The organism is Jiella flava (assembly GCF_017349315.1).
Lineage (GTDB): Bacteria > Pseudomonadota > Alphaproteobacteria > Rhizobiales > Rhizobiaceae > Jiella > Jiella flava.
The window spans coordinates 1-22,694 of record NZ_JAFMPP010000007.1; the positions used below are offsets into that span (position 1 = coordinate 1).

Annotated in this window: 23 protein-coding genes and 1 tRNA gene; 12 read left to right on the plus strand and 12 right to left on the minus strand. The window is 63.0% G+C overall.

The window, feature by feature from the left end:
• Positions 1-687, plus strand: a 687-nt coding sequence (locus J1C48_RS09505; protein WP_207257612.1) for an IS3 family transposase, incomplete at its 5' end; no start/stop codon positions are given.
• Positions 688-906: 219 nt separating this feature from the next.
• A complete protein-coding gene (locus J1C48_RS09510; protein WP_207257613.1) occupies positions 907-1,356 on the plus strand; it encodes a type 2 periplasmic-binding domain-containing protein in 450 nt (149 codons plus the stop codon).
• Positions 1,357-1,561: 205 nt separating this feature from the next.
• Here J1C48_RS09510 and J1C48_RS09515 read toward each other — a convergent pair whose 3' ends face one another.
• The gene (locus J1C48_RS09515) at positions 1,562-1,858 is read right to left on the minus strand and encodes a restriction endonuclease, SacI family (RefSeq protein ID WP_207257614.1); all 297 of its coding nucleotides are present in this window, start codon (positions 1,856-1,858) and stop codon (positions 1,562-1,564) included.
• 245 nt (positions 1,859-2,103) lie between these two features.
• On the opposite strand from J1C48_RS09515, the gene J1C48_RS09520 reads away from it, so the two are divergent.
• Complete coding sequence (locus J1C48_RS09520) at positions 2,104-2,382, plus strand: ribbon-helix-helix domain-containing protein (RefSeq protein ID WP_207257615.1); 279 nt, start codon at positions 2,104-2,106, stop codon at positions 2,380-2,382.
• Between the two features lie 6 nt (positions 2,383-2,388).
• Entirely contained in the window at positions 2,389-2,706 is a 318-nt protein-coding gene (locus J1C48_RS09525) for a type II toxin-antitoxin system RelE/ParE family toxin (RefSeq protein WP_207257616.1), read from the plus strand.
• Positions 2,707-3,116: 410 nt separating this feature from the next.
• On the opposite strand, the gene J1C48_RS09530 is transcribed toward J1C48_RS09525, so the two are convergent.
• Together J1C48_RS09530 and J1C48_RS09535 are read right to left on the minus strand one after the other, a co-directional pair.
• Positions 3,117-4,445: a site-specific integrase gene (locus tag J1C48_RS09530; protein ID WP_207257617.1), complete on the minus strand. Its 1,329-nt coding sequence runs from the start codon at positions 4,443-4,445 to the stop codon at positions 3,117-3,119.
• A gap of 172 nt (positions 4,446-4,617) precedes the next feature.
• Positions 4,618-4,707: transfer RNA gene (locus tag J1C48_RS09535), tRNA-Ser, on the minus strand.
• A gap of 657 nt (positions 4,708-5,364) precedes the next feature.
• On the opposite strand from J1C48_RS09535, the gene J1C48_RS09540 reads away from it, so the two are divergent.
• From J1C48_RS09540 to mazG, 8 genes are all read left to right on the plus strand, one after another.
• Positions 5,365-6,441 carry a septal ring lytic transglycosylase RlpA family protein gene (locus J1C48_RS09540; protein WP_207257618.1) on the plus strand — a complete coding sequence of 359 codons (1,077 nt, stop codon included), beginning with the start codon at positions 5,365-5,367 and terminating at the stop codon, positions 6,439-6,441.
• Positions 6,442-6,603: 162 nt separating this feature from the next.
• On the plus strand, positions 6,604-7,830 hold the full coding sequence (locus J1C48_RS09545; protein WP_207257619.1) for a D-alanyl-D-alanine carboxypeptidase family protein: 1,227 nt from the start codon (positions 6,604-6,606) through the stop codon (positions 7,828-7,830).
• A gap of 15 nt (positions 7,831-7,845) precedes the next feature.
• Entirely contained in the window at positions 7,846-8,523 is a 678-nt protein-coding gene (tmk, locus tag J1C48_RS09550) for a dTMP kinase (RefSeq protein WP_207257620.1), read from the plus strand.
• A gap of 13 nt (positions 8,524-8,536) precedes the next feature.
• On the plus strand, positions 8,537-9,631 hold the full coding sequence (locus J1C48_RS09555; RefSeq protein WP_207257621.1) for a DNA polymerase III subunit delta': 1,095 nt from the start codon (positions 8,537-8,539) through the stop codon (positions 9,629-9,631).
• A gap of 116 nt (positions 9,632-9,747) precedes the next feature.
• Positions 9,748-11,301 (plus strand): methionine--tRNA ligase, encoded by a 1,554-nt coding sequence (metG, locus tag J1C48_RS09560; RefSeq protein ID WP_207257622.1) that lies wholly within the window; start codon positions 9,748-9,750, stop codon positions 11,299-11,301.
• Complete coding sequence (locus tag J1C48_RS09565; protein WP_207257623.1) at positions 11,298-12,098, plus strand: TatD family hydrolase; 801 nt, start codon at positions 11,298-11,300, stop codon at positions 12,096-12,098. The genes metG and J1C48_RS09565 overlap by 4 nt, the downstream gene beginning before the upstream one ends.
• A 61-nt stretch (positions 12,099-12,159) precedes the next feature.
• Positions 12,160-12,969 (plus strand): MBL fold metallo-hydrolase, encoded by an 810-nt coding sequence (locus tag J1C48_RS09570; RefSeq protein WP_207257624.1) that lies wholly within the window; start codon positions 12,160-12,162, stop codon positions 12,967-12,969.
• 451 nt (positions 12,970-13,420) lie between these two features.
• Positions 13,421-14,290 carry a nucleoside triphosphate pyrophosphohydrolase gene (mazG, locus tag J1C48_RS09575; RefSeq protein WP_207257625.1) on the plus strand — a complete coding sequence of 290 codons (870 nt, stop codon included), beginning with the start codon at positions 13,421-13,423 and terminating at the stop codon, positions 14,288-14,290.
• On the opposite strand, the gene J1C48_RS09580 is transcribed toward mazG, so the two are convergent.
• From J1C48_RS09580 to J1C48_RS09620, 9 genes are all read right to left on the minus strand, one after another.
• Positions 14,276-14,692, minus strand: coding sequence for a TfoX/Sxy family protein (locus tag J1C48_RS09580; protein ID WP_207257626.1), 417 nt, complete (start codon positions 14,690-14,692; stop codon positions 14,276-14,278). The two genes, mazG and J1C48_RS09580, sit on opposite strands and share 15 nt — an antisense overlap.
• Positions 14,693-14,711: 19 nt before the next feature.
• A complete protein-coding gene (sufA, locus tag J1C48_RS09585; RefSeq protein ID WP_207257627.1) occupies positions 14,712-15,095 on the minus strand; it encodes a Fe-S cluster assembly scaffold SufA in 384 nt (127 codons plus the stop codon).
• 112 nt (positions 15,096-15,207) lie between these two features.
• Positions 15,208-15,630, minus strand: coding sequence for a VOC family protein (locus J1C48_RS09590; RefSeq protein WP_231081690.1), 423 nt, complete (start codon positions 15,628-15,630; stop codon positions 15,208-15,210).
• A 14-nt stretch (positions 15,631-15,644) separates the two neighbouring features.
• Positions 15,645-15,995 (minus strand): SUF system Fe-S cluster assembly protein, encoded by a 351-nt coding sequence (locus J1C48_RS09595; RefSeq protein WP_207257777.1) that lies wholly within the window; start codon positions 15,993-15,995, stop codon positions 15,645-15,647.
• Positions 15,996-16,118: 123 nt separating this feature from the next.
• On the minus strand, positions 16,119-17,369 hold the full coding sequence (locus J1C48_RS09600; protein WP_207257629.1) for a cysteine desulfurase: 1,251 nt from the start codon (positions 17,367-17,369) through the stop codon (positions 16,119-16,121).
• A 67-nt stretch (positions 17,370-17,436) separates the two neighbouring features.
• On the minus strand, positions 17,437-18,696 hold the full coding sequence (gene sufD / locus J1C48_RS09605; RefSeq protein ID WP_207257630.1) for a Fe-S cluster assembly protein SufD: 1,260 nt from the start codon (positions 18,694-18,696) through the stop codon (positions 17,437-17,439).
• A 2-nt stretch (positions 18,697-18,698) separates the two neighbouring features.
• Positions 18,699-19,454: a Fe-S cluster assembly ATPase SufC gene (sufC, locus tag J1C48_RS09610; RefSeq protein ID WP_207257631.1), complete on the minus strand. Its 756-nt coding sequence runs from the start codon at positions 19,452-19,454 to the stop codon at positions 18,699-18,701.
• Between the two features lie 386 nt (positions 19,455-19,840).
• Positions 19,841-21,358 (minus strand): Fe-S cluster assembly protein SufB, encoded by a 1,518-nt coding sequence (gene sufB, locus J1C48_RS09615; protein ID WP_207257632.1) that lies wholly within the window; start codon positions 21,356-21,358, stop codon positions 19,841-19,843.
• A 132-nt stretch (positions 21,359-21,490) separates the two neighbouring features.
• A complete protein-coding gene (locus J1C48_RS09620; RefSeq protein WP_207257633.1) occupies positions 21,491-22,681 on the minus strand; it encodes a cysteine desulfurase family protein in 1,191 nt (396 codons plus the stop codon).
• Positions 22,682-22,694: the final 13 nt, after the last annotated feature.

Below are 22,694 nucleotides of genomic sequence, written 5' to 3' on the forward strand. Positions count from 1 at the left end.
GACCGAACCTATGGTGCCCGTCGCGTCTGGCACGACGTGCTGGCCGAAGGGCTGTCCTGCGGCCTGCATCGTATTGAGAGGCTCATGCGTCAGAACGGGCTGCGCGCCCGGCCGCGGCGTCGTGGTCTGCCGAAGGACACCGGCGAGCGAGCGCCAGTGTCGGACAACCTCTTCGATCGCGCCTTCGAGGCATCGGCACCGAACCAGAAGTGGATCGCCGACTTCACCTATATCTGGACCGCCGAAGGTTGGCTTTACGTTGCCGCCGTCGTCGACCTGTTCTCCCGACGTGTCGTCGGCTGGGCGATGAAGGCCGAAATGACGGCGCAACTCGCGACCGACGCTCTCATCATGGCGATTTGGCGCCGCGGCAAGCCGGACAGCCTGATGCACCACAGCGATCAGGGCAGCCAATATACGAGCGAGCAGTTCCAGCGCCTGATGGCCGATCACGGCATCACCTGCTCGATGAGCCGGTCGGGAAACGTCTGGGACAATGCAGCGATGGAGAGCTTCTTCTCGTCGCTGAAAACCGAGCGGACAGCTCGCAAGGTCTATAGGACGAGGGATGACGCCAGGGCCGATGTGTTCGATTACATCGAGCGCTTCTACAATCCCCAGCGACGGCACTCGACATTGGGCTATATGAGCCCCGTCGAGTTCGAGGAGAAAGCTATGTTAGCTTAACTGCGTGTCCGAAAAACCGGCAGCAGCTCAATTGACGATCTGACGCGGCCGGATCACTTCTGGCTCGCGCCGGCGGATCAATGCCTCTTTCTCGGCGAGTATACGGCACGCAAGGGATTTAGCTTCAGCGCGACCAACAACGTCGTACTGAACTTCAAGAAGTCCGTCGACCGGCGCGGCCGTCCGGAATGGCAGTACAAGGAAAGGGCGATCACCAACGTGGCGCAGGCCTTCCGCGACGCGATCTCGGCCGACTGGCTCGCCGCGGCGACGCTGGTACCGGTCCCCCCCTCAAAGGCCAAGACCGATCCCCTTTACGATGATCGCCTGGTGCGCATGCTGCGCGGCATTCCGGCCCCGCGCCCGCTCGATATCCGCGAGTTGATCGTCCAACTACAGTCGATGGATGCCGCTCATGATGCGGACGTGCGGCCTACGCCGGACGATATCGCTGCCGGCTACCATGTGGACGAGCGCCTGACGCAGCCCGCACCGTCGACCATCGCGATTTTCGACGACGTGATGACCACGGGCGCGCACTACGTCGCCGCCCGGCAGGTGCTCGCGGCGCTGTTTCCGCAGGCGACGATCTTCGGCTTCTTCATCGCGCGCCGCGTTCCAGAGACGACGGATTTCAGCGTGTTCTTCGACAATCTCGATGATGAATAGGCCGGCCACGGCTCGGCGCCTTTCTAGACGCCTTCGGCGCGGTAGAGCCGTCCCCATAGCGCGACCCCATCGGGGGAGGATTCAACGGCGACAAGCCGGTTGTGGATGAGACGAACCGCCGTGCCAGAGCCCGCGAACTTCGGCAGGGCGCTCCAGAAAAGGACCTGATCGACGAACTCCGGCCACCCGTGGAACAGCGCTAGGCTCAGGCCGAAGCCGGCCGTCCACTGCGCGAGATGCGCCCCATGTCGAGCGCCGGCTGCCGGTCGCTCACCATGACGACGGCAGCCTCAAGCACTCCCATATCGATGCATTTCTTGCCGAATATCTGCACGTCGAACGCCGCAACGGGCTTGTCGCGGACCTCGATCGCCTTATCCCACGCTGTGGGATTTCCTGCGGCGCAAACGCACACGTCGCCGGGGTATTTTCTGTCATCGAACCATCCGGCGATTTTCTCCAGAGCCGTCACGGCGTCCGGAACGGGGTGGAGCGCCTCCATTTCAATCGAACAGCCAGCATGAGCCCTTTAGGCTTGGAGGTCGACCAGACTGCGCCATCGAGATGGCGGCCAGTTCACTTGCGGCCCGTTCGCATCATCATCGGATAGAAGGCCTGATGGCTTTGGGGATAGCGGAGGATCAAAGGAGGTCACTGAAACGCTTGTATGTGCGCTGAACGCGCGTTTAGTTGACGTTTGACCCGCAAATGTGAGAGCGTGAAATGTAAAAAATATGGAACGGCGCTATGGCGAGCACACGCGATGCGAAGATGGTCAAACGGCTGAATACGACGTTGCCCGACCCGCTGGCGCTGTACGTCGGTGAGATCACCGGCAAGGGATCGCTCTATGAAACACCGAGCGAATTCATCCGCGATCTGGTGCGCAGGCACATGGAAAAGACGATGGAACAAGAGCGTAGCGACATTCACGCTCTGCTGTCCCAATCGCTACGAGAGAACGATTACTCCGCACTTACGGATGCCGACCTAGCCGATGCCCGCAAAATGGCGGCAGGCGAATAGGCGCCAATGTCCCCAATTATCCGCAGCGCACTTTTCAAACGCCAGTTGATTGAAATTACGTCCGGCTATCGCGTTCGCGCCGGATCGAAGATTGCCCTACAATTCGTTGACCAGATCGAGGCCGGCGTTCGCTTTATCGTCGCAAAACCGTTGGCCTGCAAGGTCTATGCGCGCGTTGAGGGCAGGGAGTTCCGCAAGTGGGGGCTACAGGATTTCCCCGTTTCGATCTTCTTCCGGCTTGAGGGCGAAGACGCCATAATTCTCGAAGCTCTTTATGCTCACCGCATGAACATCGCAGCGCGTTTGCCGAAGGACGTTGAATAACTTGGCCAGCTTGTGGGATCGTAACGGCCCGCACAATTCACTTATTTTCTGTTGTTTTCCAACAATTTTCAGACGGTGATCGTGCCTTGTCATGCCGAGAAAACCTATATTCGTTAGCCTCTTTGAATTCTCGAAGGCAGATACGCACAATTTCGGACTGGGACGTGTTGATGTCCTTTGCTGCAATGGAAACCCATTCCTGAATATCATCATCAAGTGTGATCTGAACTGGCCCCCCTTTCGATGGCGCAGATATGGCCGGCCTTCGAGCCTAAAGGGCCCATGTCGGCAGTCCGGTCAAAACGGCGGGTCATCGGCCACGTTGGTGGTTGGCATGGCGTTGCCCGCTTCAACTCCGGCACAAAGGCTTTGCATAGTGATGGCGATTGCCTGCAGGACGCGTAAGGCTTTCACAGACTGACGGCGATCTTCGTCAGCCATTCGAGCTTGAGTTCGAGCTTCGGGCCTTTGCCATAGGCTGGCCTTGAAAATTTATGCCCCATCAAAGCGGCGTCGACGATGTCGGGCGCCGAGGCGTCGGTCAGACGGTCCTTGAAAGCGTGACGCAGCGAATAGAGCGTGTGCCGCTCGCTCTCGCGCAGGTCGTTCGTCGCAAAGAATTTGTTGACGGCCGCCGACAGCGATCCGGACTTGTCGCGATATCGGCCGGCGGCCGTCGTCAAAATCTTCGCGCCTTCGAGCGCGACGCCGACCAGCGGCGTCTGGCGGCGCGAATATTTGGTCTTGAGGCTGTAGCCCTTATAAGGCTCGACTGAGATGTGCGGGATGTCATGATCCAGCCGGATATCCTCAGGGCGCAGATGAATAATCTCGATCGGCCGGCACCCGGTCTCGATCATCACCAGCACGAGGCCGCGGGCATCGTCATTTAGCCCGGCGAGCGCGCCATCGGCGAGCAGCCGCTCGCGGATGAACCCGGTCGAAAACGGCGGTGGCGATTCCGACGCGCTTTTGAAGCGAAGCCCCTGGAAGCGGCGACCGAGATCGAGGTCGAGCCGATCCGAAACCGTCCCGATCATCGTGGCGACATAGGCGATGTCTTTGTTCGGAGTCTCCATAGCGAGATCGTCCTCGACGATCCGGTCAGACCACCAGGCGCGAAACGCGATCGCGTCGGCGCGCGTCAGATCGGCGACCGGTTTATCGCCCACCACGCCGATCAGGTTGCGGATCGCCCGCAGCCGCGGCAGTCGCCACTTGTGCATCTGCCCTGGCGACTTGTCACGCCGCTCCTCTCGGGTCAGTTCCTCGTAGGTTTCCAAGAGTGTCGACAGAACGAGGCCCGGTTCGGCTTCGCCCCCGAGCAGAGCGCGCGCTGGCTGATCGTGCGCCGGCAACGGCCGCTTTGCGCCGTGATGGCTCGCGCGCCATTGCTGCAGCGCATTGATCCGCTCCAGGACAGTGTCGAGATCCTCGTGCGTGATCGCGCTGAGCGGCTGATAGGCGAAGCCGGCCGCCCTGGCGAAGTCGATCGCCGCTCGGTACCGCGCTTTGGCGTCCGGCTCGCTGCCTCGCACGAGCGCCTGCCAATAGGCCTCTGTCTCCGCATTGATCCGGTCCCGCAAGACAATTGCCGCGGCGACGTCGTCCGTTTCGCAGGAGACATCGACGAACACCCGCTCGTCGACATGGGCATAGCGTTTCGGCACGCGGCGCCAATAATGAATACGCTTGCCGCGTCGAACGAGCCATTTCGGCAGAGCGTCTCCCCGGGCCATCTCAGGACCCGCGCCGATCGATCATGTGCCCCGCGTCCTGTTAGGCCGATTGTTAGGCGATTTGTTAGGCGATTTTTTCCGTCGCCTCAACCTGTTTTGCGTCTGAAACTCCGATAAATCAAGGTTACCAGTCGCTTGATGCCGATCCGGTCAGGACCGTCTTCCTCACAAGTGGCGGATGGGGTGGGATTCGAACCCACGAGACGGTCTCCCGCCTGCCGGTTTTCAAGACCGGTGCCTTCAACCGCTCGGCCACCCATCCCGCGGGCATGCCTTAACCGGGTAGGGCACTGAAAGGCAAGCGCGGCGAGGGCGAGAAACGGGTGCCGATCGGCGGCGCGACGCCAAGCGGTGGGCCGCTCGGGGCGGCATGCGCCACGATCAATGGCGGAGGATTGCGGGGCAATCGACGTCCGGCGGCCGATTGTAACAATTTGTGAAGTCAGCGCCAATCCAGCCGGAAAGTCGCGAGAATACGGCGTTAATGGGGCGGCGGCCGCAAGATTGCCATATTTTCGTCAGCCCGTTGTCGGAAAAGTGCCGGCCGAGCATCCCTTCGATTTTTCTAACCGATTGAAAAAACAACTATTTTTTCCGTGATTGCTGACGAAACGGCAAGCGCGCTGGCAAAATCATGGTGAATCCGAGTTTGTGATGCGAATACAACAGTCAACCCTCATCCTCCGATAGCATCGCCGCAAAGCGCCAAACCCCTATGATTGCCGAAGAAAGCGAGTTTGTTACATGGTTGTTTCACGGTCATGAACGGTGTGGGGACATCGGATCTTGCGGCCGTGAAAATTGCCTTGAGACAACTCAACAAAAAACGACGAAATACGGTGGGGGTGTCATGGTTCGGAGCGGGGGGGTCGGCCGAGGGTCGGCGGGCTTTTGTGTCTTGGGGATTGCGGCGAGCGCCATGTTCGCTGGCTGCAGCGGGTCCGGATCGGGGAGCGGCTCGCCGCTCGAACAGCTGGCCGAGCTGTCGACGACAGTAAAATTCGACAGCAAGAGCTATGGCGTGCCGGCGAGCCCGCGCGTCACCAATCTGCGCTCGGTGCGCAAAGGCGGTGGCCGCGTCCAGATCGGCAAGCCCTACAAGGTCAAGGGCAAGTGGTATTATCCCAAGGAGCAGCCGGGCTACGTCAAGCTCGGCAAGGCCTCCTGGTATGGACCGAACTTCCATGGCCGCCTGACCGCCAATGGCGAAGTCTACGACATGCATGGCCTGTCGGCCGCCCATAAGACCTTCCCGCTGCCATCCTATGCGATGGTCACCAATCTGAAGAACGGCAACACGCTGATGGTGCGGGTCAACGATCGTGGGCCTTATGCCGACGGGCGGGTGATCGACCTGTCATCCGAGGCCGCCGATCTGCTGGGCTTTAAGTCCGCCGGCACCGCCGATGTGAAGGTCGAATATGTCGGCCGCGCGCCGCTCGAGGGCGATGATACCAAGATGTTGATGGCCAGCTTCAAGCCGGGCGAGGGTGGCTCAAGCCTGACGCCGGATACGGTGATGATGGCTGCTGTCCAGTCGCGGCCGGCGACGACTGCAGGCGCTGGCGCCGGGATCGCTGTTGCCAATGCCTATGGCGAGGATCTGCCGGGCGTTCAAACACCGGGCCTGCCGGTTCCGACCGCGCGGCCGGCGTCGGCAGATCAGAATTTCGGGACGTCATTGTTCCGCAGCTCCTTTGCCGAAGAGACGGCCGGCAATGGCGCGGCATCCGCGCTGACCAATTTGGCCGCCTCCGCGCCCGGCCGAGCGATCGCGGCCATTGCGCCCGGCGAGACGATCGAGGTCGGCACTGTCGACGCGGCCATGCTGGAGCGGGTGAAGGCCGTTGCCTTCGGGCAGGGGGCGCTGAGCGTCGAGACTGCTGCTGATGCCTATGCAGCCAAGATCGCCGTTCGTCCCGATGCCGATACCGATCGGCTGTTAAAGCGGCTCTGGGAAATCGGCGCTGAGGACGCCTTCGTTCTGCGCAACTGACGCAGGGCGATCGCGGCGTTCCCCGCCGCTGAGCGCCGGACGGATCGCGGGACGCGCCGAACGGACGGCCGGGGTGGCCGTGGCGCGACACGCCGTCTCGATCTTTTCATCGATGGTGGTGAGGGCTTGCACCGGGACGCGGGCGAACGGTAACGGAGGCGGATGACCAAAGCGCAGCTCCCATGCCCAGCACCGCAGACGCGAGCGTCCCTCGTTGCACCGCTTCGCGCCGCATTGGTTCTTGCTCTTCTGGTCAGCGCTGGCATGCCGCGCGCCTTTGCCCAGGAGACGCCCAAGTCGGCCATGGAGACCGCCGCTGATGAAGCGCTGCTGGTCGACGGCAAAACCGGCACGATCCTCCTGCAGAAAAATCCCGACAAGCCGTTTCCGCCGGCTTCGCTCGCCAAGATGATGACCATCGAGGTGGTGTTCGAGGCGGTGCGGTCGGGCAGGATCGCTCTCGACACCGAATTTCCGATCAGCGTTCACGCCTGGCGCACCGGCGGCGCGCCCTCCGGCACCTCGACGATGTTCGCCAAGGTGCGCTCCACCGTGGCGGTGTCGGATCTCATCCGCGGCGCCATCATCCAGTCGGCCAACGACGCCTGCATCGCGCTTGCGGAAGGAATTGCCGGATCGGAAGAGGCGTTTGCCAAGCTGATGAATGCGCGAGCAGAAAGACTGGGGCTGACGAACTCGCATTTCGTCAACGCCACCGGCTTACCCGCGGAGGGTCAGCACGTCACGGTTCGCGATCTGGTGATCCTCGCCCGGCACATCCGCACCACCTATCCGAAACTCTATGCCGTCTATGCAGAGCCGAACTTCACCTGGAACAAAATCTTTCAGCGCAACCGCAATCCGCTGTTGAAGATGGACATCGGCGCCGATGGAATGGAGACCGGATACACCGAAGCCTCCGGCTACGCCTTGCTCGGGGTGACGGATCGCGACGACCGGGTGACCTATCTCGCCATGAGCGGGCTGAAGAGTTCGCGCGATCGCTCGCAGGAGGCCCGCCGACTGCTCGATTGGGCGCAGGAGTCGTTCAAGATGCGCGACCTTTATCGGGGCGGCGAGACGGTGGGCTCGGCCGAGGTCTTCGGCGGCGCGGCAAGCAGCGTGCCGCTGGTCGCGCCGCGGCCGATCGCAGCGCTGGTGCCCCAAAATGAGGGCGAGCGCGTCTCCGGCGAAATCCGCTATAATGGCCCCTTAGCGGCGCCTGTCGAAAAGGGCACGACGATCGCGTATCTCGATGTCATGGTCGATGGCGGCAAGGTGTTGAGTGAACCGCTCGTCGCCGGCACACGTGTCGCCAACGGAACCTTCACCGATCGCGCCTTCGGCGCGCTGCGCGAGCTGGCTTTCGGCTGGCTGCGGGCATTTTGAGACGAACGGGACGTCGTGGCTGGATATTTCGTCACATTCGAGGGCGGCGAGGGAAGCGGCAAGTCCACGCAGATCGCAAGACTTGCCGCGCATCTGCGCGCGTCGGGCCGGAAGGTGCTGATCACTCGCGAGCCGGGCGGCTCGAAGGGCGCCGAGGCCGTGCGTCACATCATTCTGTCGGGCCTGGCAGAGGATCTGGGCGCCGACTGGGAGGCGGTGCTGTTTGCGGCGGCGCGGGCCGATCACGTCGCCGAGTTGATTCAGCCGGCGCTTGCGGCCGGCGACGTGGTGCTATGCGACCGCTTTCACGATTCCACCCGGGTCTATCAATTTGGCGGGCGCGCGGCGCAGAATGGCCTGATGGAGCGGCTGGAGCGCGCGGCGCTCGCCGGCATCTATCCCGATCTCACGATCATTCTCGATGTGCCGACCGCAATCGGTGGTGAGCGGGCCCGCCGGCGCCGGGGCGACACCAGCGCCGACCGTTTCGAAAAGGACGACCAGGCGATCCAGGAGTCGCGCCGGCAAGCGTTCTTGACGATCGCCACCGCGGAGCCGGACCGTTGCGTCGTTGTCGACGGCAACCGGCCGGTGGAGGATGTTGCCGCGGAGATTCGGGCGATCGTCGATGATCGGCTGGACGCCCGCCGCTTCGAGGCGATCGAGCGGTCGCTGACGGTCGGCCAGAGCTGACGGGGCGGGCGACATGAGCCTTCAAGCCCTCGATGGCTATGCCACCCATGACCAACTCGACGGTGTGCCACAGCCCTTTGTGACGTCGCGGCTGATCGGCCATGGCGAGGCCTTCGGTGCGATGCGCGAGGCGAGGGCGTCTGGTCGCCTTCATCACGCCTGGCTGCTGCAGGGGCCGGTCGGCATCGGCAAGGCGACCACGGCCTTCGCGTTTGCCCGGCTGTTGGCCGGCGCTGCGGAGCACGAAGACAATGCCGCGACCATCGCCTTTTCGGCCGACGATCCGGTCTTTCGCCAGATCGCCATCGGCTCGCTGCCCGGTCTGATCCACATCACCCGCCCGGTGGTCGAGCGCGGCAGCGGTTTCCGCACCCAGATCACGGTGGAGGAGGTGCGCCGCCTTGGCCGCTTCTTCCACGCGACGGCGTCGAGCGGCAACTGGCGCATCGCGATTGTCGATCCGGCAGACGATCTCAACCGCAGCGCCGCCAATGCGTTGTTGAAGCTGCTTGAGGAACCGCCGGCGCGCTCGCTGTTCCTGTTGGTCAATCACACACCGGGCCGTCTCTTGCCGACGATCCGTTCGCGCTGCCGGGTGGCGCGGTTCGAGCCGCTGCGCGATGACGAGGTGGTCGCCGCGTTGCGGGGCACAGGCCAGGCGCTCGACGATGGGGAAGCCGCGTCCCTGGTGAAGGCTGCCGAGGGCAGCGTGCGGCAAGCCTTGATGCTTGCCACCCATGGCGGCGTCGAGATCGAGCAGGCACTGGCCACTATGCTCGGCGCAGCGCAGATCGACCTCAACGGCTTTCATTCGCTGGTCGATTCGCTGACGCTGAAGGGGCGTGAGGCGTCCTTCGAGCTGTTCCTGTCGGCGCTGCTTGGTGCCATCGCGCGGCTGAGCGAACACCACGTCGCCGCCGGCGCGCTCGGCCCGGGCGCCGCCTTTGCCGAGTTGTGGCAGGCCGAATCCCGCCGCATCGGCGAGGCCGCAGCGTTCAATCTCGACCGCAAGCAGATGGCGCTGACGACGGTCAGCCGGCTTTTTGCCTTGAAAGTGTCGATCGAGCGGCGCCAAGCTCGCAATGAGGCGGTTGATTTCGAGGATTGATTGAGCCGGCCGCGCGAATGCTCTATCTGCTCATCGCGAGCGGACGATCGATCGACGCGGGTGCGGCCATGTGAAGGCCGCCCGATCTCATCAACACAGACCTCAGCGAAATTTCCATGGCCGAACGCTTCTATCTGACCACTGCGATTTCCTATCCGAACGGTCGCCCCCATATCGGCCACGCCTACGAGTTCATCGCGACCGATGCCTTGGCGCGGTTCAAGCGGCTCGACGGCTATGACGTCATGTTTCTGACAGGGACCGACGAACACGGCATCAAAATGCTCCAGACAGCCCGTGCTCAGGGGGTGAGCCCGCAGGACTTCGCCGAGACCAATTCGGCCGAATTCGAGCGGATGGCGAAAGCTCTCGGCGGCTCGAACGACGACTTCATCCGGACCTCGGAAGCGCGGCATCATGCGGCGAGCCAGGCGATCTGGACGCGCATGGCCGACGCCGGCGACATTTATAAGGGCTCCTATTCCGGCTGGTACTCGGTGCGCGACGAGGCCTATTACGGCGAGGACGAAATCACCCTGCGCGATGACGGCAAGCGCTACGGCCCGCAGGGCACGCCGGTCGAATGGGTCGAGGAAGAAAGCTACTTCTTCAAGCTGTCCGCGTTTCAGGACCGGCTGTTGGCGCTCTATGACGACAATCCGGCCTTCATCGGTCCGGCCGAGCGGCGCAACGAGGTGGTCTCCTTCGTCAAGGCCGGCCTCAGGGATCTCTCGGTGTCGCGCACGACCTTTAACTGGGGCATTCCAGTGCCCGGCGACGAAAAACACGTGATGTATGTCTGGGTCGATGCGTTGACCAACTATCTCACGGCGACCGGCTTTCCGGGCGAGGGGGAGCGCTCCGCCTTCTGGCCCGCAGATCTGCACGTCATCGGCAAGGACATCGTCCGTTTTCACACGGTCTATTGGCCGGCCTTTCTGATGTCCGCCGGTCTGCCGCTGCCGAAGCGCGTTTTCGCCCATGGCTTTTTGTTCAATCGCGGGGAGAAGATGTCGAAGTCGGTCGGCAACGTCATCGATCCCTTCGCGCTGATCGACGTCTATGGCCTCGACCGCCTGCGCTACTTCCTGCTGCGCGAGGTGCCGTTCGGCCAGGACGGCAACTATTCGCATGATGCGATCGTCAACCGGACGAATTCCGAGCTCGCCAACGATATCGGCAATCTCGCCCAGCGCTCGCTGTCGATGATCGCCAAGCATTGCGAGGCGCAGGTTCCGACGCCGGGCGCCTTCAGCGCGGCTGATCAGGCAGTGCTCGACGAGGCGCACGGGCTGTTGATCAAGGCTCGCGAGGCGGTCGACCGGCAAGAGCTGCACGCCGTTCTCGCCGGGATCGTCAGTCTCGTCTCGGCGACCAACCGGTATTTTGCCGGCGAAGAGCCCTGGGCTCTGCGCAAGAGCGATCCGGCGCGGATGGCGACGGTGCTTTACGTCACCGCCGAGGTGGTGCGCCGGGCGGCGATCCTGTTGCAGCCCTTCGTGCCGGAAAGTGCGTCGAAGCTGCTCGATATTCTGGGCGTTGCCGACGATCGCCGCAGCTTCAGCGAACTCGCGCCGGAACGCGCGCTGAAGCCCGGCAACCCGCTGCCGCCGCCGCAGCCGATCTATCCGCGCTTTGCCGACAAGACGAGCGAGGACGGCGCGGCATGAGCCTGTTTCTCGTCGATAGCCACTGCCACCTCGACTTTCCGGATTTCGAGGGGCAGCGGGCCGAGTTGATCGCGCGGGCGCAAGAGAACGGCGTCCAGCGTTTCGTGACGATCTCGACCTTCGTCTCCAAGCTCGACCGGCTCTTGGCGATCACCGAGGAGTTCGACAGCGTCTACGCGTCCGTCGGCACCCATCCGCACAATGCCGGCGACGAGCCGGATGTCAGCGTCGAGGACCTTGTCACGCTCTCCAACCGCGAAAAGATCGTCGCGATCGGCGAAGCCGGGCTCGACTATCACTACGACAAGAGCCCACGAGACATTCAGGCCAAGGTGTTCCGCACCCATATCGCGGCCGCGCGTCAGACCCAGCTGCCGCTGGTGATCCATGCGCGCCAGGCCGACGACGACATGATCGCGATCTTGGAAGATGAAAGCGGGAAGGGGGCCTTCCCCTTCATTCTGCACTGCTTCTCATCTGGCCGGGCGCTCGCCGAGGCAGGCCTTGCGTTGGGCGGGTACCTTTCCTTCTCGGGCATCTTGACCTTCAAGAACTCCGAAGACATCCGGGCGATCGCCGCTGATGTGCCGATGGACAAGCTGCTGGTCGAAACCGACGCGCCCTATCTCGCGCCGCCGCCGCATCGCGGCAGGCGCAACGAGCCGGCCTTCGTGCGCCACACCGCTGCGGTTTTGGCCGAGGTCAAGGGCGTCGATCTCGACACCGTCGCGCGTCAGACTTCGGACAATTTCTTCCGTCTTTTCAAACGGATCGACGACCCACGCCGTGTCGCCTGAGGATCGGGCGCCGCGCGGGCGCCGGCAGCCTCAAGTCTGATCGATTCCGGGACCTTTCATCATGCCGGACTGTCTGCGTCTCACCATTTTGGGCTGCGCATCTTCGCCAGGCGTTCCGCGCATCAACGGTGACTGGGGCGCATGCGACCCGGAAAACCCGAAGAACCGCCGGCTGCGCGCCGCGGCCTTGATCGAGCGGATCGGCGCTGACGGTGTCACCACGGTCGCGATCGACTGCGGCCCGGATTTCCGCGCGCAAATGCTCGCGGCCAAGGTCGAGCGCCTCGACGCGGTGCTGTTGACCCATGCCCATGCCGACCACATCCATGGCATCGACGATTTGCGCGGCTTCATGCTGGCCCAAAAGACGCGCATTCCGGTCTATGCGGACGAGGCGACCTATCAACGGGTCTTTGAAGCCTTTCGCTACTGCTTCGAGACGCCCGAAGGCAGCGACTATCCGCCGATCATTCGGCGGGTGGCGATCGTGGCTGGTGAGCCGTTCGCCATCCACGGGCCCGGCGGATCGCTGGAGATCATGCCGGTCCGCCAGATCCACGGCTCCATTCATTCGCTCGGTTTCCGGATCGGGCCGCTGGCTTATTGCAGCGACGTGTCGGATTTTCCCGAGCCTGCGATCACTGCGATCTCGGGCGCCGAACACATGGTCATCGATTGCCTGCAATATCGCGAACACCCAAGCCATCTCAGCGTCGCGCAGGCGCTGGCCTGGATCGAACGGCTCGAGGTCTCCGCGGCAACGCTGACACACATGCATACGCCGCTCGACTATGCGACGCTCTGCGGCGAACTGCCGGCCCATGTGCGGCCGGCCTATGATGGGCTGGTCGTCGAACTGCCGCTCGGGTGAGATTGCGGCGCTGCAGCTCCGACGGCGGATCACATTGTCAGCTTCGGCGTCGTCGGTTCGGTGCGCGACGGTCGCAGCGGACATCCCAACATACGGGACGCCATTCCCAAAGCGCCCAAAATCAAGCCCTGTCCGCCATTCAATTATGTTCCATAATCTATCTTATGCAACTTACGGACAGGGCTTGATCGGCACTGATGCGATGTGACGCTTGTTATCGCTCGAAAACGCTCCCCTCAAATCCTCGACCGAGCGCAATATCGTCCGTGATGCCATTCATCCGTCGTCGGATGGGCGCTCTGGCGCATCCGTTTGAACCAAGGCCTCAATCTCACCGGTCTGCAACACCGTGCTTTTGCCTCGTCATAGCGTGTCATCGCAGCTAGAACTCCAATTGCCCCGACGAACCGTCATCGGTCCGTTTGCCACCCGCATTGTCTCGGAGTTTCCCATGCAGCCCTCGCGCGACATTTTTCGGCTGATCGAAATCATGGCGGCGCTTCGCGAGCCGGAGACCGGATGCCCGTGGGATCTCGAGCAGGACTTTGGCTCGATCGCGCCTTATACGATCGAGGAGGCCTATGAGGTCGCCGATGCAATCGAGCGCGACGACGCGATCGATCTGAAGGAAGAACTCGGCGATCTGTTGCTGCAGGTCGTCTACCACGCGCAGCTTGCCGAAGAGCGCGGGCTGTTCACCTTCGACGATGTGGTCGAGGCAATCACCCGAAAAATGATCCGCCGCCATCCGCATGTCTTCGGCGACGCCGAAGCCCGTTCGGCGCGCAGCGCCAAGGGCCAATGGGAGACGATCAAGGCACAGGAAAAGGCCGAACGCTTCGAACTGCGCCAAAGCGCGGCGACGACGCGGCTGTCGGGCGCCGCGACGGCCGACATCACCGAGCGGGCAGGCCATCTCGATCAGGTGCCGGCCACCCTGCCCGCTTTGACGCTGGCTTTGAAGATCCAGAAGAAGGCGGCCGATGTCGGCTTCGACTGGGACCAGCCGGAGCCGATCCTTGCCAAGATCGATGAGGAACTTGGCGAGCTGGCCGAGGTGGTCGCGGTGAAAGACGACGATGCGGCCGAAGACGAGATGGGTGATCTGTTATTTTCGGTGGTCAATCTGGCCCGCTTTCACGGCATCGATCCGGAAAAGGCGCTGCGGCGCTGCGTGCGCAAATTCCGCGATCGTTTCGGCTTCATCGAGGACGTGCTGGCGCGGCGCGGACGGACGCTTCAGGACGCCAGCCTCGACGAAATGGAAGCCCTGTGGGCAGCTGCCAAGGGGCGCGACGGCACCAGCTCAGCCGGCGGATGATGGGCGCGGCGACTTGGCGGCGGTGGATTTTGTCGTCATACGCTTGCGTGTGCGGCCGGTGCGCGTTGGCTTCGGCTTTTCGCTGAGAGCGGCACGCCGGGCCGCGGCATCGGCGACGCGGATGAATGCGGCGGCGACATCCGGGTCGTCGTAGCCGTCGTCAGGAAAGCGCCAATAGGGCATTTTAACCGCCGCTTTGCCGGGGCGCTGATAGGTCCAACGCTCCATCGCCGCCGCCTCATAGGCGGCTTCGCCGGCCGCATCGCCCTTCAGATACAAGGTACCGCGCAGCACCACCGCGACGATCCGGCCATCGCTGTAAATGCCCTGGCCGCCAAACATCCGACGGATCGCGATGTCGGGAAGCGATTGGAAGAGATCGCGGAGAAACGTCTCGTCCATCTCGGCGCCGGATCCAGCTTTAGCTGGCTCGGCCGGCCTGCGCCATGGCGGCGAGATCGGCCTGTTTCAACTCGACGGATTCGCCGCAGCCACAGGCCGAGATCTGGTTGGGGTTGCGAAAGACGAAGCCCGAGCGCAGCACGGTTTCCTCGTAATCCATCTCGGTGCCGAGCAGGAACAATACGGCCTCCGGCGCAACGAACACCTTGGCTCCATCACGTTCGATGACGTCTTCGGTGGGGCCGACCTCGCGCGCCATATCGATGGTGTATTCCATGCCGGCGCAGCCACCCTTTTTGATGCCTACGCGGATGCCGAGGGCGTCGCCGTCGCTGGCCGCCAGGATGTCCTTGACCCGCGCGGCAGCGGCATCGGTCATGCTCATCACGGTGAAACGGCTCATGGCGGTTTCCTTTCGGCTGTCTGCAGGCATTGCATCGCAGAAGATGGTCATTTTGGTCCGCGCACGCAAGTCACTCGCTCTTGCGTATCGGGCGTGACAAAGGCGGGGCTGCTCATGTTCGCGACCACAGGCCGCGTGAGGCCAGCTCGCCGCAATGGCCGTCGGGATCGCGGAAATAGAGGCTATGCCCCCTGCCCTTGGACCAGTCTATCGTGCTTTCGACGGCAATTCCGAGGGCGGCGAGGTGAGCCCGCCAGACATCCACCGTGCCATCGGGAATCGCCAGCGCGAAATGAATCGGGCCGTGGCCATCGTGCGGCGGGATCGTGCCGGCTCCCGGCACTTCGACCGGCTCCAGTGTCGCGCCGCGCAGAAACAGAATCAGAACCGTCCCGTCCGGCAGACGGAAAACCGTGATCCGGTCGTCCTCAAACAGCGGTTCGACGCCGAGAAAGCCGGCGTAGAACGCCCGCGACCGTGCCATGTCGTCGACATAGAGGCAGGTTTCGAGCAGACCTGAGAGCGGCGGCGCCACGCGTTGGCTCCGACTTAGAACCAACCGACGGCGACCTGCGCCTCTTCGCTCATCCGCTCCGGCGTCCACGGGGGATCAAAGACGATCGCCACCTTCACCTGGCCGACGCCATCGACGGAGCCGACGGCGTTCTCGACCCAGATCGGCATTTCGCCGGCAACCGGGCAGCCCGGCGCGGTCAGCGTCATTTCGACGTCGATATTGCGCTCGTCGTCGATGTCGATCTTGTAGATCAGGCCGAGCTCGTAAATGTCCGCCGGAATTTCCGGATCATAGACGGTCTTCAGCGCGCCGATGATGTCGTCGGTGAGCCTTACGAGCTCGTCGGCGGGAATCGCGGAGGTCGGCGCGTCACCGGCCGCCATCGCCGTATTCGCGGCGGCGGTATCATTTTCAGGCGCAGCAACGACCGGCGCGCTGCTCTTGGTGTCGACGTCCTCGGTCATGAACGGGGTCTTCTCTGTGTCTTTGGCCTTGGCGCTCATGGATTATGCGAAGAAACGCCGGGCCTTTTCCAGAGCTTCGGCCAGACGGTCGACCTCAGCCATTGTATTGTACATAGCAAAGGATGCGCGACATGTGGAGGTCACCCCGAAGCGCTTCAACAGCGGCTGGGCGCAATGGGTGCCGGCACGCACGGCAACGCCCTCGCGATCAATAAGCATCGAGACGTCGTGGGCGTGGATGCCTTCGAGGTCGAAGGAAACGATTGCGCCCTTGCCCGGCGCTTCGCCGTAGATGCGCAAAGCATTGATCGCCCGCAGCCGTTCATGGGCATAGGCGCCGATCCGCGCTTCATGGGCCGCGATTTTTTCCCGACCGACCGACGTCATGTAATCCAGCGCGGCGCCGAGGCCGATCGCCTGGACGATCGGCGGCGTGCCGGCCTCGAAGCGATGGGGCGGCGCATTGTAGGTTACCGTCTCCTCGGTCACCTCGGCGATCATCTCGCCCCCGCCGTTGAACGGCTTCGTCGCCGCCAGCATCGCAGCGCGACCGTAGAGCACGCCGATGCCCGTCGGCCCGTAGGTCTTGTGACCGGTAAAGACGTAGAAATCGCAGCCGATGTCCTGAACATCGACCGGCATGTGCACGGCGCTCTGGCTGCCGTCGATCAGCGTCGTGATGCCCTTGGCTCGGGCGAGCGCGCAGACCGCCTTCACGTCGACGACGGTGCCGAGCACGTTCGACATCTGGGTCGTCGCGATCAGTTTGGTGCGCGGCGTGATCGCCGCCTCAAAGGCCGCGACGTCGATCGATCCATCGTCAGCAACCGGGACGAAGACGAGTTTCGCGCCGTTCTTTTCGCGGATGAAGTGCCACGGCACGATATTGGCGTGATGTTCCATCTGGGTAACGACGATCTCGTCGCCCGCGCCGATCCTTTCCATGCCATAGCCATAGGCGACGAGATTGATCGCCTCGGTCGCCGAGCGGGTGAAGACGATCTCTTCGCTCGACGGCGCGTTCAGGAAGGCGGCCACCTTTTGGCGCGCCGCTTCATAGGCCTCAGTCGCGCGGTTGGAGAGGTAATGCAGACCGCGATGAACGTTGGCGTAGTCTTCGCTGTAGGCCCGCATAATCGCATCGAGCACCAACTGCGGCTTCTGAGCCGAGGCGCCGTTGTCGAGATAGGTCAGCGGCTTGCCGTAGACCTCTTTCGCAAGGATCGGGAAGTCGGCGCGGATCTTTTCGACGTCATAGCCGAGCGGATCGGCGATCGCGGCGTCTGCGGACATGAGGATCAAACTCCAGCTGTGCGGCTTGAGTGGCGGGCGGACGCCTAGCGCCCGCCGCTTGTCTTGGTCAGTGGCTGTGATCCAGCCAGGCGTCGATCTTGCCGGTCAGCGCGTCGGCGATCGCCGCCTCGACCTCCAGCTCCTCCACCATTTCGTCGACGAAGGCCTTGACCAGCAGAGCTTTGGCCTGGGGCGCCGGGATGCCGCGCGACATCAGGTAGAAGAGGTGGTCGGCATTGATCGCGCCGGCCGTCGCGCCGTGGCCGCACTGGACGTCGTCAGCGAAGATCTCCAGCTCGGGCTTGGCCGAAAAGTCGCCGTCCTCCGACAGAAGCAGCGTATTGCAGGCCATCTTCGCGTCGGTCTTCTGCGCGTCCTTGGCGACCTTGATCATCCCTTGGAACACGCCGTGGCCACCGGTGACGACATTGCGGAAGGTCTCGGTCGCGGTGGTGTGCGGGAAGGTGTGGCGCAGCGTCGTCGTGACGTCGACATGCTGGTCCTTCTGCAAAAGGTTCACACCCCGCATGAGGATCTCGGACCCCTCGCCCGCGGTCACGGCGTGGACCTCCTGACGCACCAGCGAGCCGCCGGCATTCAGCACGAATAGCTTGAAGGTGGCATTGGCGCCGATGTTGACATTGAGCTGGCCGAGATAGGCCGCATCGGAGTCTTTCGCCTGGTCGATGATCCAGAGAACCGTCGCGCCGTCGCCGATTGTCAGATGCGACACACGGCTGGCCGGAGCCGGCGAACCGCCGCCTTCGATCCGCTCGACGAAGACGGCTTTGGACGCAGTGCCGACTGTTGCCGCCACCGCCGCGTGGGGCCGGGCTCCAATCCCGTCGCGCAGTTCGATCGGCGCGGCAACCGCCGTGTTGGCGGCGACCGCGACCTTGGCGACGCGGGCACCGAACGCGGCGTTGACGAGACGGACCGTATCGAGCGGGCGGTCTAGATGGTTCGGGCTTTCGTGCCAATCGGCGAGATCGTTGCTGGCGGTGATGGTCACGCCATCCGGCGCGCTGGTATCCTCGGGGGCTTCGAGATCGACGACGGTCGAGCCGGCGACCAGCGGTGACAACACGTCGTCATCGCAGGCGCTGCCGGCGGGCGCGTCGAGCCCGGTGGCCTTGCCGAGGCGACGGCCAATAAGATTGCGCAGATCGGTGTAATGCCACGCTTCAATTCGGCGATGCGGCAGACCTTCGCGGCGCAGCGCCTCGATCGCGGCGCTGCGCGCGTCCTCATCCGTGCCGGCAGCTTCCGCCAGCGAGACGAGCGCCGCCTCGGCTGGCGTCCGGGGTCGCAATTCGGTGACGCTCATCGTTACGCCGCCTCGCCGATGATCTGGCTGTAGCCTTCGTTCTCGAGCGTCAAGGCAAGGTCCTTGTCGCCGGACTTGATGATCCGGCCCTTATAGAGAACGTGCACCTTATCCGGCACGATGTAGTCGAGCAGGCGCTGATAGTGGGTGATGACGAGGAACGAGCGTTGCTCGGAGCGCAGCGCGTTGACGCCATCCGAGACGATCTTCAAGGCGTCGATGTCGAGGCCGGAATCGGTTTCGTCCATGACGCAGAGCTTGGGTTCGAGAAGCGCCATCTGCAGGATCTCGGCGCGCTTCTTCTCGCCGCCCGAAAAACCGACATTGAGCGGTCGCTTCAGCATCTCGGCGTCGATCTTCAGCTCAGCCGCCAAGGTTTTCACCCGGCGCATGAACTCGGGCGTCATCAGCTCGGCTTCGCCGCGCGCCTTGCGCTGGGCGTTGAGCGCGGTCTTCAGGAAGGTCATCGTGGCGACGCCGGGGATTTCCAGCGGATACTGAAAGGCCAAAAACACGCCGGAGGCGGCGCGTTCGGCCGGATCCATCTCCAGGATCGACTCGCCATTGTAGACGATGTCGCCCTCGGTGACCTCGTAATCGTCGCGCCCGGCGAGGATGTAGGAAAGCGTCGACTTGCCGGAGCCGTTCGGCCCCATGATTGCAGCGACTTCGCCGTCCTGAACGGTGAGATTGACGCCCCTCAGAATTTCGGTGCCTTCGTCAGCGACGCGAGCGTGAAGGTTCTTGATTTCGAGCATGGTGTGTTTCGTCTTTAGCGTTCGTTCAATTCAGTTTCGTCATTTGCAGCTTGAGAGGATGATGCCGCCCAGGCTTGGCTTGATCGTTAGCAGCGCGCAAATCCGGGGGATCGCAGATCTCGTCCAGACCTCATCTCGTCTTGAGGCGCATCAGCGATCAAACCGACATCGGATCATCCAAAGGCAGAGCAGAATCGCGGCCGCCTCGGTCAATCGGCTCACTTATCGAAGCAATACTTTCAACAAAGAAAGCACATCTTAGAGAAGCGCCATCAGTGAAAGGCCTTGCTCCACAGGTTCAGTGCGATCAATCAGGTCGACGTAGCGCTTCTTCCGATCTTTGCGGTCGGGTCGATCCTTGATCGGCGCTGTGTCTGCCTGTCCGATCACCCCACACTCCCCTCCAGGCTGATGCCGATCAGTTTCTGCGCTTCCACGGCAAACTCCATCGGCAGCTGCTGGATGACATCCTTGACGAAGCCGTTGACGATCAGCGCGATCGCCTCTTCCTCCGGGATGCCGCGCTGCATGCAGTAGAACAGCTGGTCGTCGGAGATCTTCGAGGTCGTCGCCTCGTGCTCGAACTGCGCGGTGGCGTTCTTCGCCTCGATATAGGGCACGGTGTGGGCTCCGCAGTCGTTGCCGATCAGCAGCGAGTCGCACTGGGTGAAATTGCGGGCGTTGGCGGCGCGGCGATTGGCCGAGACCTGGCCGCGATAGGTGTTGTTGGAATTGCCCGCAGAAATGCCCTTGGAGATGATCCGGCTGGTGGTGTTCTTGCCGAGATGGATCATCTTCGTGCCGCTGTCGATCTGCTGACGGCCGTTCGATACCGCGATCGAATAGAATTCGCCGCGTGAATTGTCGCCGCGCAGAATGCAGGACGGATATTTCCAGGTGATCGCCGAGCCGGTCTCCACCTGTGTCCAGGAAATCCGCGAGTTCTTGCCGCGGCAGTCGCCCCGCTTGGTGACAAAGTTGTAGATGCCGCCCTTGCCCTGCTTGTCGCCGGGATACCAGTTCTGGACAGTCGAATATTTGATCTCTGCGTCGTCCATGGCGACCAGTTCGACGACCGCGGCATGCAACTGGTTCTCGTCGCGCTGGGGCGCGGTGCAGCCTTCGAGATAGGACACGTACGCCCCTTCGTCGGCGATGATCAGCGTGCGTTCGAACTGGCCGGTGTTGCGCTCGTTGATGCGGAAATAGGTCGACAGCTCCATCGGGCAGCGCACGCCCTTCGGTACATAGACGAAGGAACCGTCGGTGAAGACCGCCGAATTGAGGGTGGCGAAATAATTGTCCGACGTCGGCACGACCGAGCCGAGATATTTCTTTACCAGCTCCGGATGCTCGCGGATCGCCTCGGAGATCGGCATAAAGATCACGCCGGCCTTTTCGAGCTCCTTCTTGAAGGTGGTCGCGACCGAAACCGAATCGAACACGGCGTCGACGGCGACGCGCGAGCCGCTCGGCGCGGCCAGCAGGCCGTCGTCTTCCTCCCCCGCGGCCGGCTTCACGACGCCGGCCAGAATCTCCTGCTCGCGCAAGGGGATGCCGAGTTTTTCATAGGTGCGCAAAATCTCCGGATCGACCTCGTCGAGCGATGTCGGGCCCGACATCGACTTCGGCGCGGCGTAATAGTGAATGTCCTGAAAATCGATCGGCGGATAGTCGACCCGTGCCCAATTGGGGCTCTCCATCGTCTTCCAACGCTCAAATGCTTCGAGACGCCAGGCCAGCATCCATTCCGGCTCGCTCTTTTTGGCCGAGATCAGTCGGATGATGTCTTCGTTGAGCCCTTTCGGGGCGACATCCATCTCGATCAGCGTCTCGAAGCCGTATTTGTACTGGTCGACATCGATCTCGCGGACCTGATCGATGGTCTCCTGGACTGCAGGCATGCCTCTCGCTCCATACTCGCCGGATTCAAGGTCCGGTGGTCGGGTGTGTCGATCCGGAAAACTTACTCCTGATCGTCAAGATAAGTCTCGAATGGCCGCGTTTTTAGTGCCATTCCAAATTATAGCAAGCATTCAAGCGGCAAATGCGCGACCCGCTTTGGCGCGTGCGCGGGCAACCAGCTCTTCATACGCCGAAACGAACCGTTCAAGGGCACTTTTCGCGGTGTCGCGGCCAAAGCTCACGCGTATCGCGCCAAGCTCGGCATCGATCGGCAAGCCCGCAGCAGCCATAGCCGCGACAACGTGGCTCGCTCCCACCTTACCCGACGAGCAGGCCGAGCCGGCGGAGACCGCGATTCCAGCCAAGTCGAGCGCGATCTGTGCCGTCTCCGCCCTGATCAACGGATGCATGATCGCGATCGTATTGGGAAGACGCTCGGCCTCATTCCCCAAGATCGTGAGATCCGGAATTCGCGCCTTCAGCAGACGTTCCATATGATCGCGGTTGCCACGCATCATGTTCGTGGCAGCCGGCCCGGCCTCGCAAAGGGCCTTCGCCGCAGCGCCAAAACTGGCAATTGCCGGCAGAGCCTCCGTGCCGGAGCGCAGGCCGCGCTCCTGACCGCCGCCGCGCAACAGCGCGAAGGGCCGCCGCGCCAAGCTCTTCAGGACGATCGCCCCCGCTCCCTTCATCGCGCCCACCTTGTGGCCGGAAAGAATGACCGCGTCGGCGCCAGAGACATCCATCGCGATCGTCGCCCGGCCCGCAACCTGCGCGGCGTCGAGGACGAGAATGATCGGCTTGTCAGCGATGGCCTGGCGAATCTCTGCCACGGGCTGAATCACGCCGGTTTCCGAATTGGCCCAGGACAGCGCCAGCATCGCCGGTTCATCGACGGCCTCGAGCCAGCGGGTCAAAACGGCGAGATCGACGATGCCGTGATGGTCGACCGCAAGCCGCGTGATGGCTGTCTCGGCGAAACGGCCGCCTTCACGCGTCGCCGGATGATCGGTATCGATGACGGCAAGGCGGGTGATCGTCGTCGCCGTGCCATCGATCAGCCAGTCAGGCGACAAGAGCTGGGTCGCGGCCTCGGTGGCACCGCTGGTCAAGACGACGTTTTCCGCCGGGAGGGCAGCGCCGACGAGAGCGACGATCGCACTGCGCGCGTCCTCACAAACGGCCCGCGCCGCCCGGCCCTCGCGATGGGTCGACGACGGATTGGCAAGCGACAGCGCCGCGACGGCTGCCTCTCTCGCTTCGGGCAGCAGCGGCGCGGACGCGTTGTGGTCCAAATAGATCCGCTTATCGCGGCTCGTCATATCATCTCGCCAA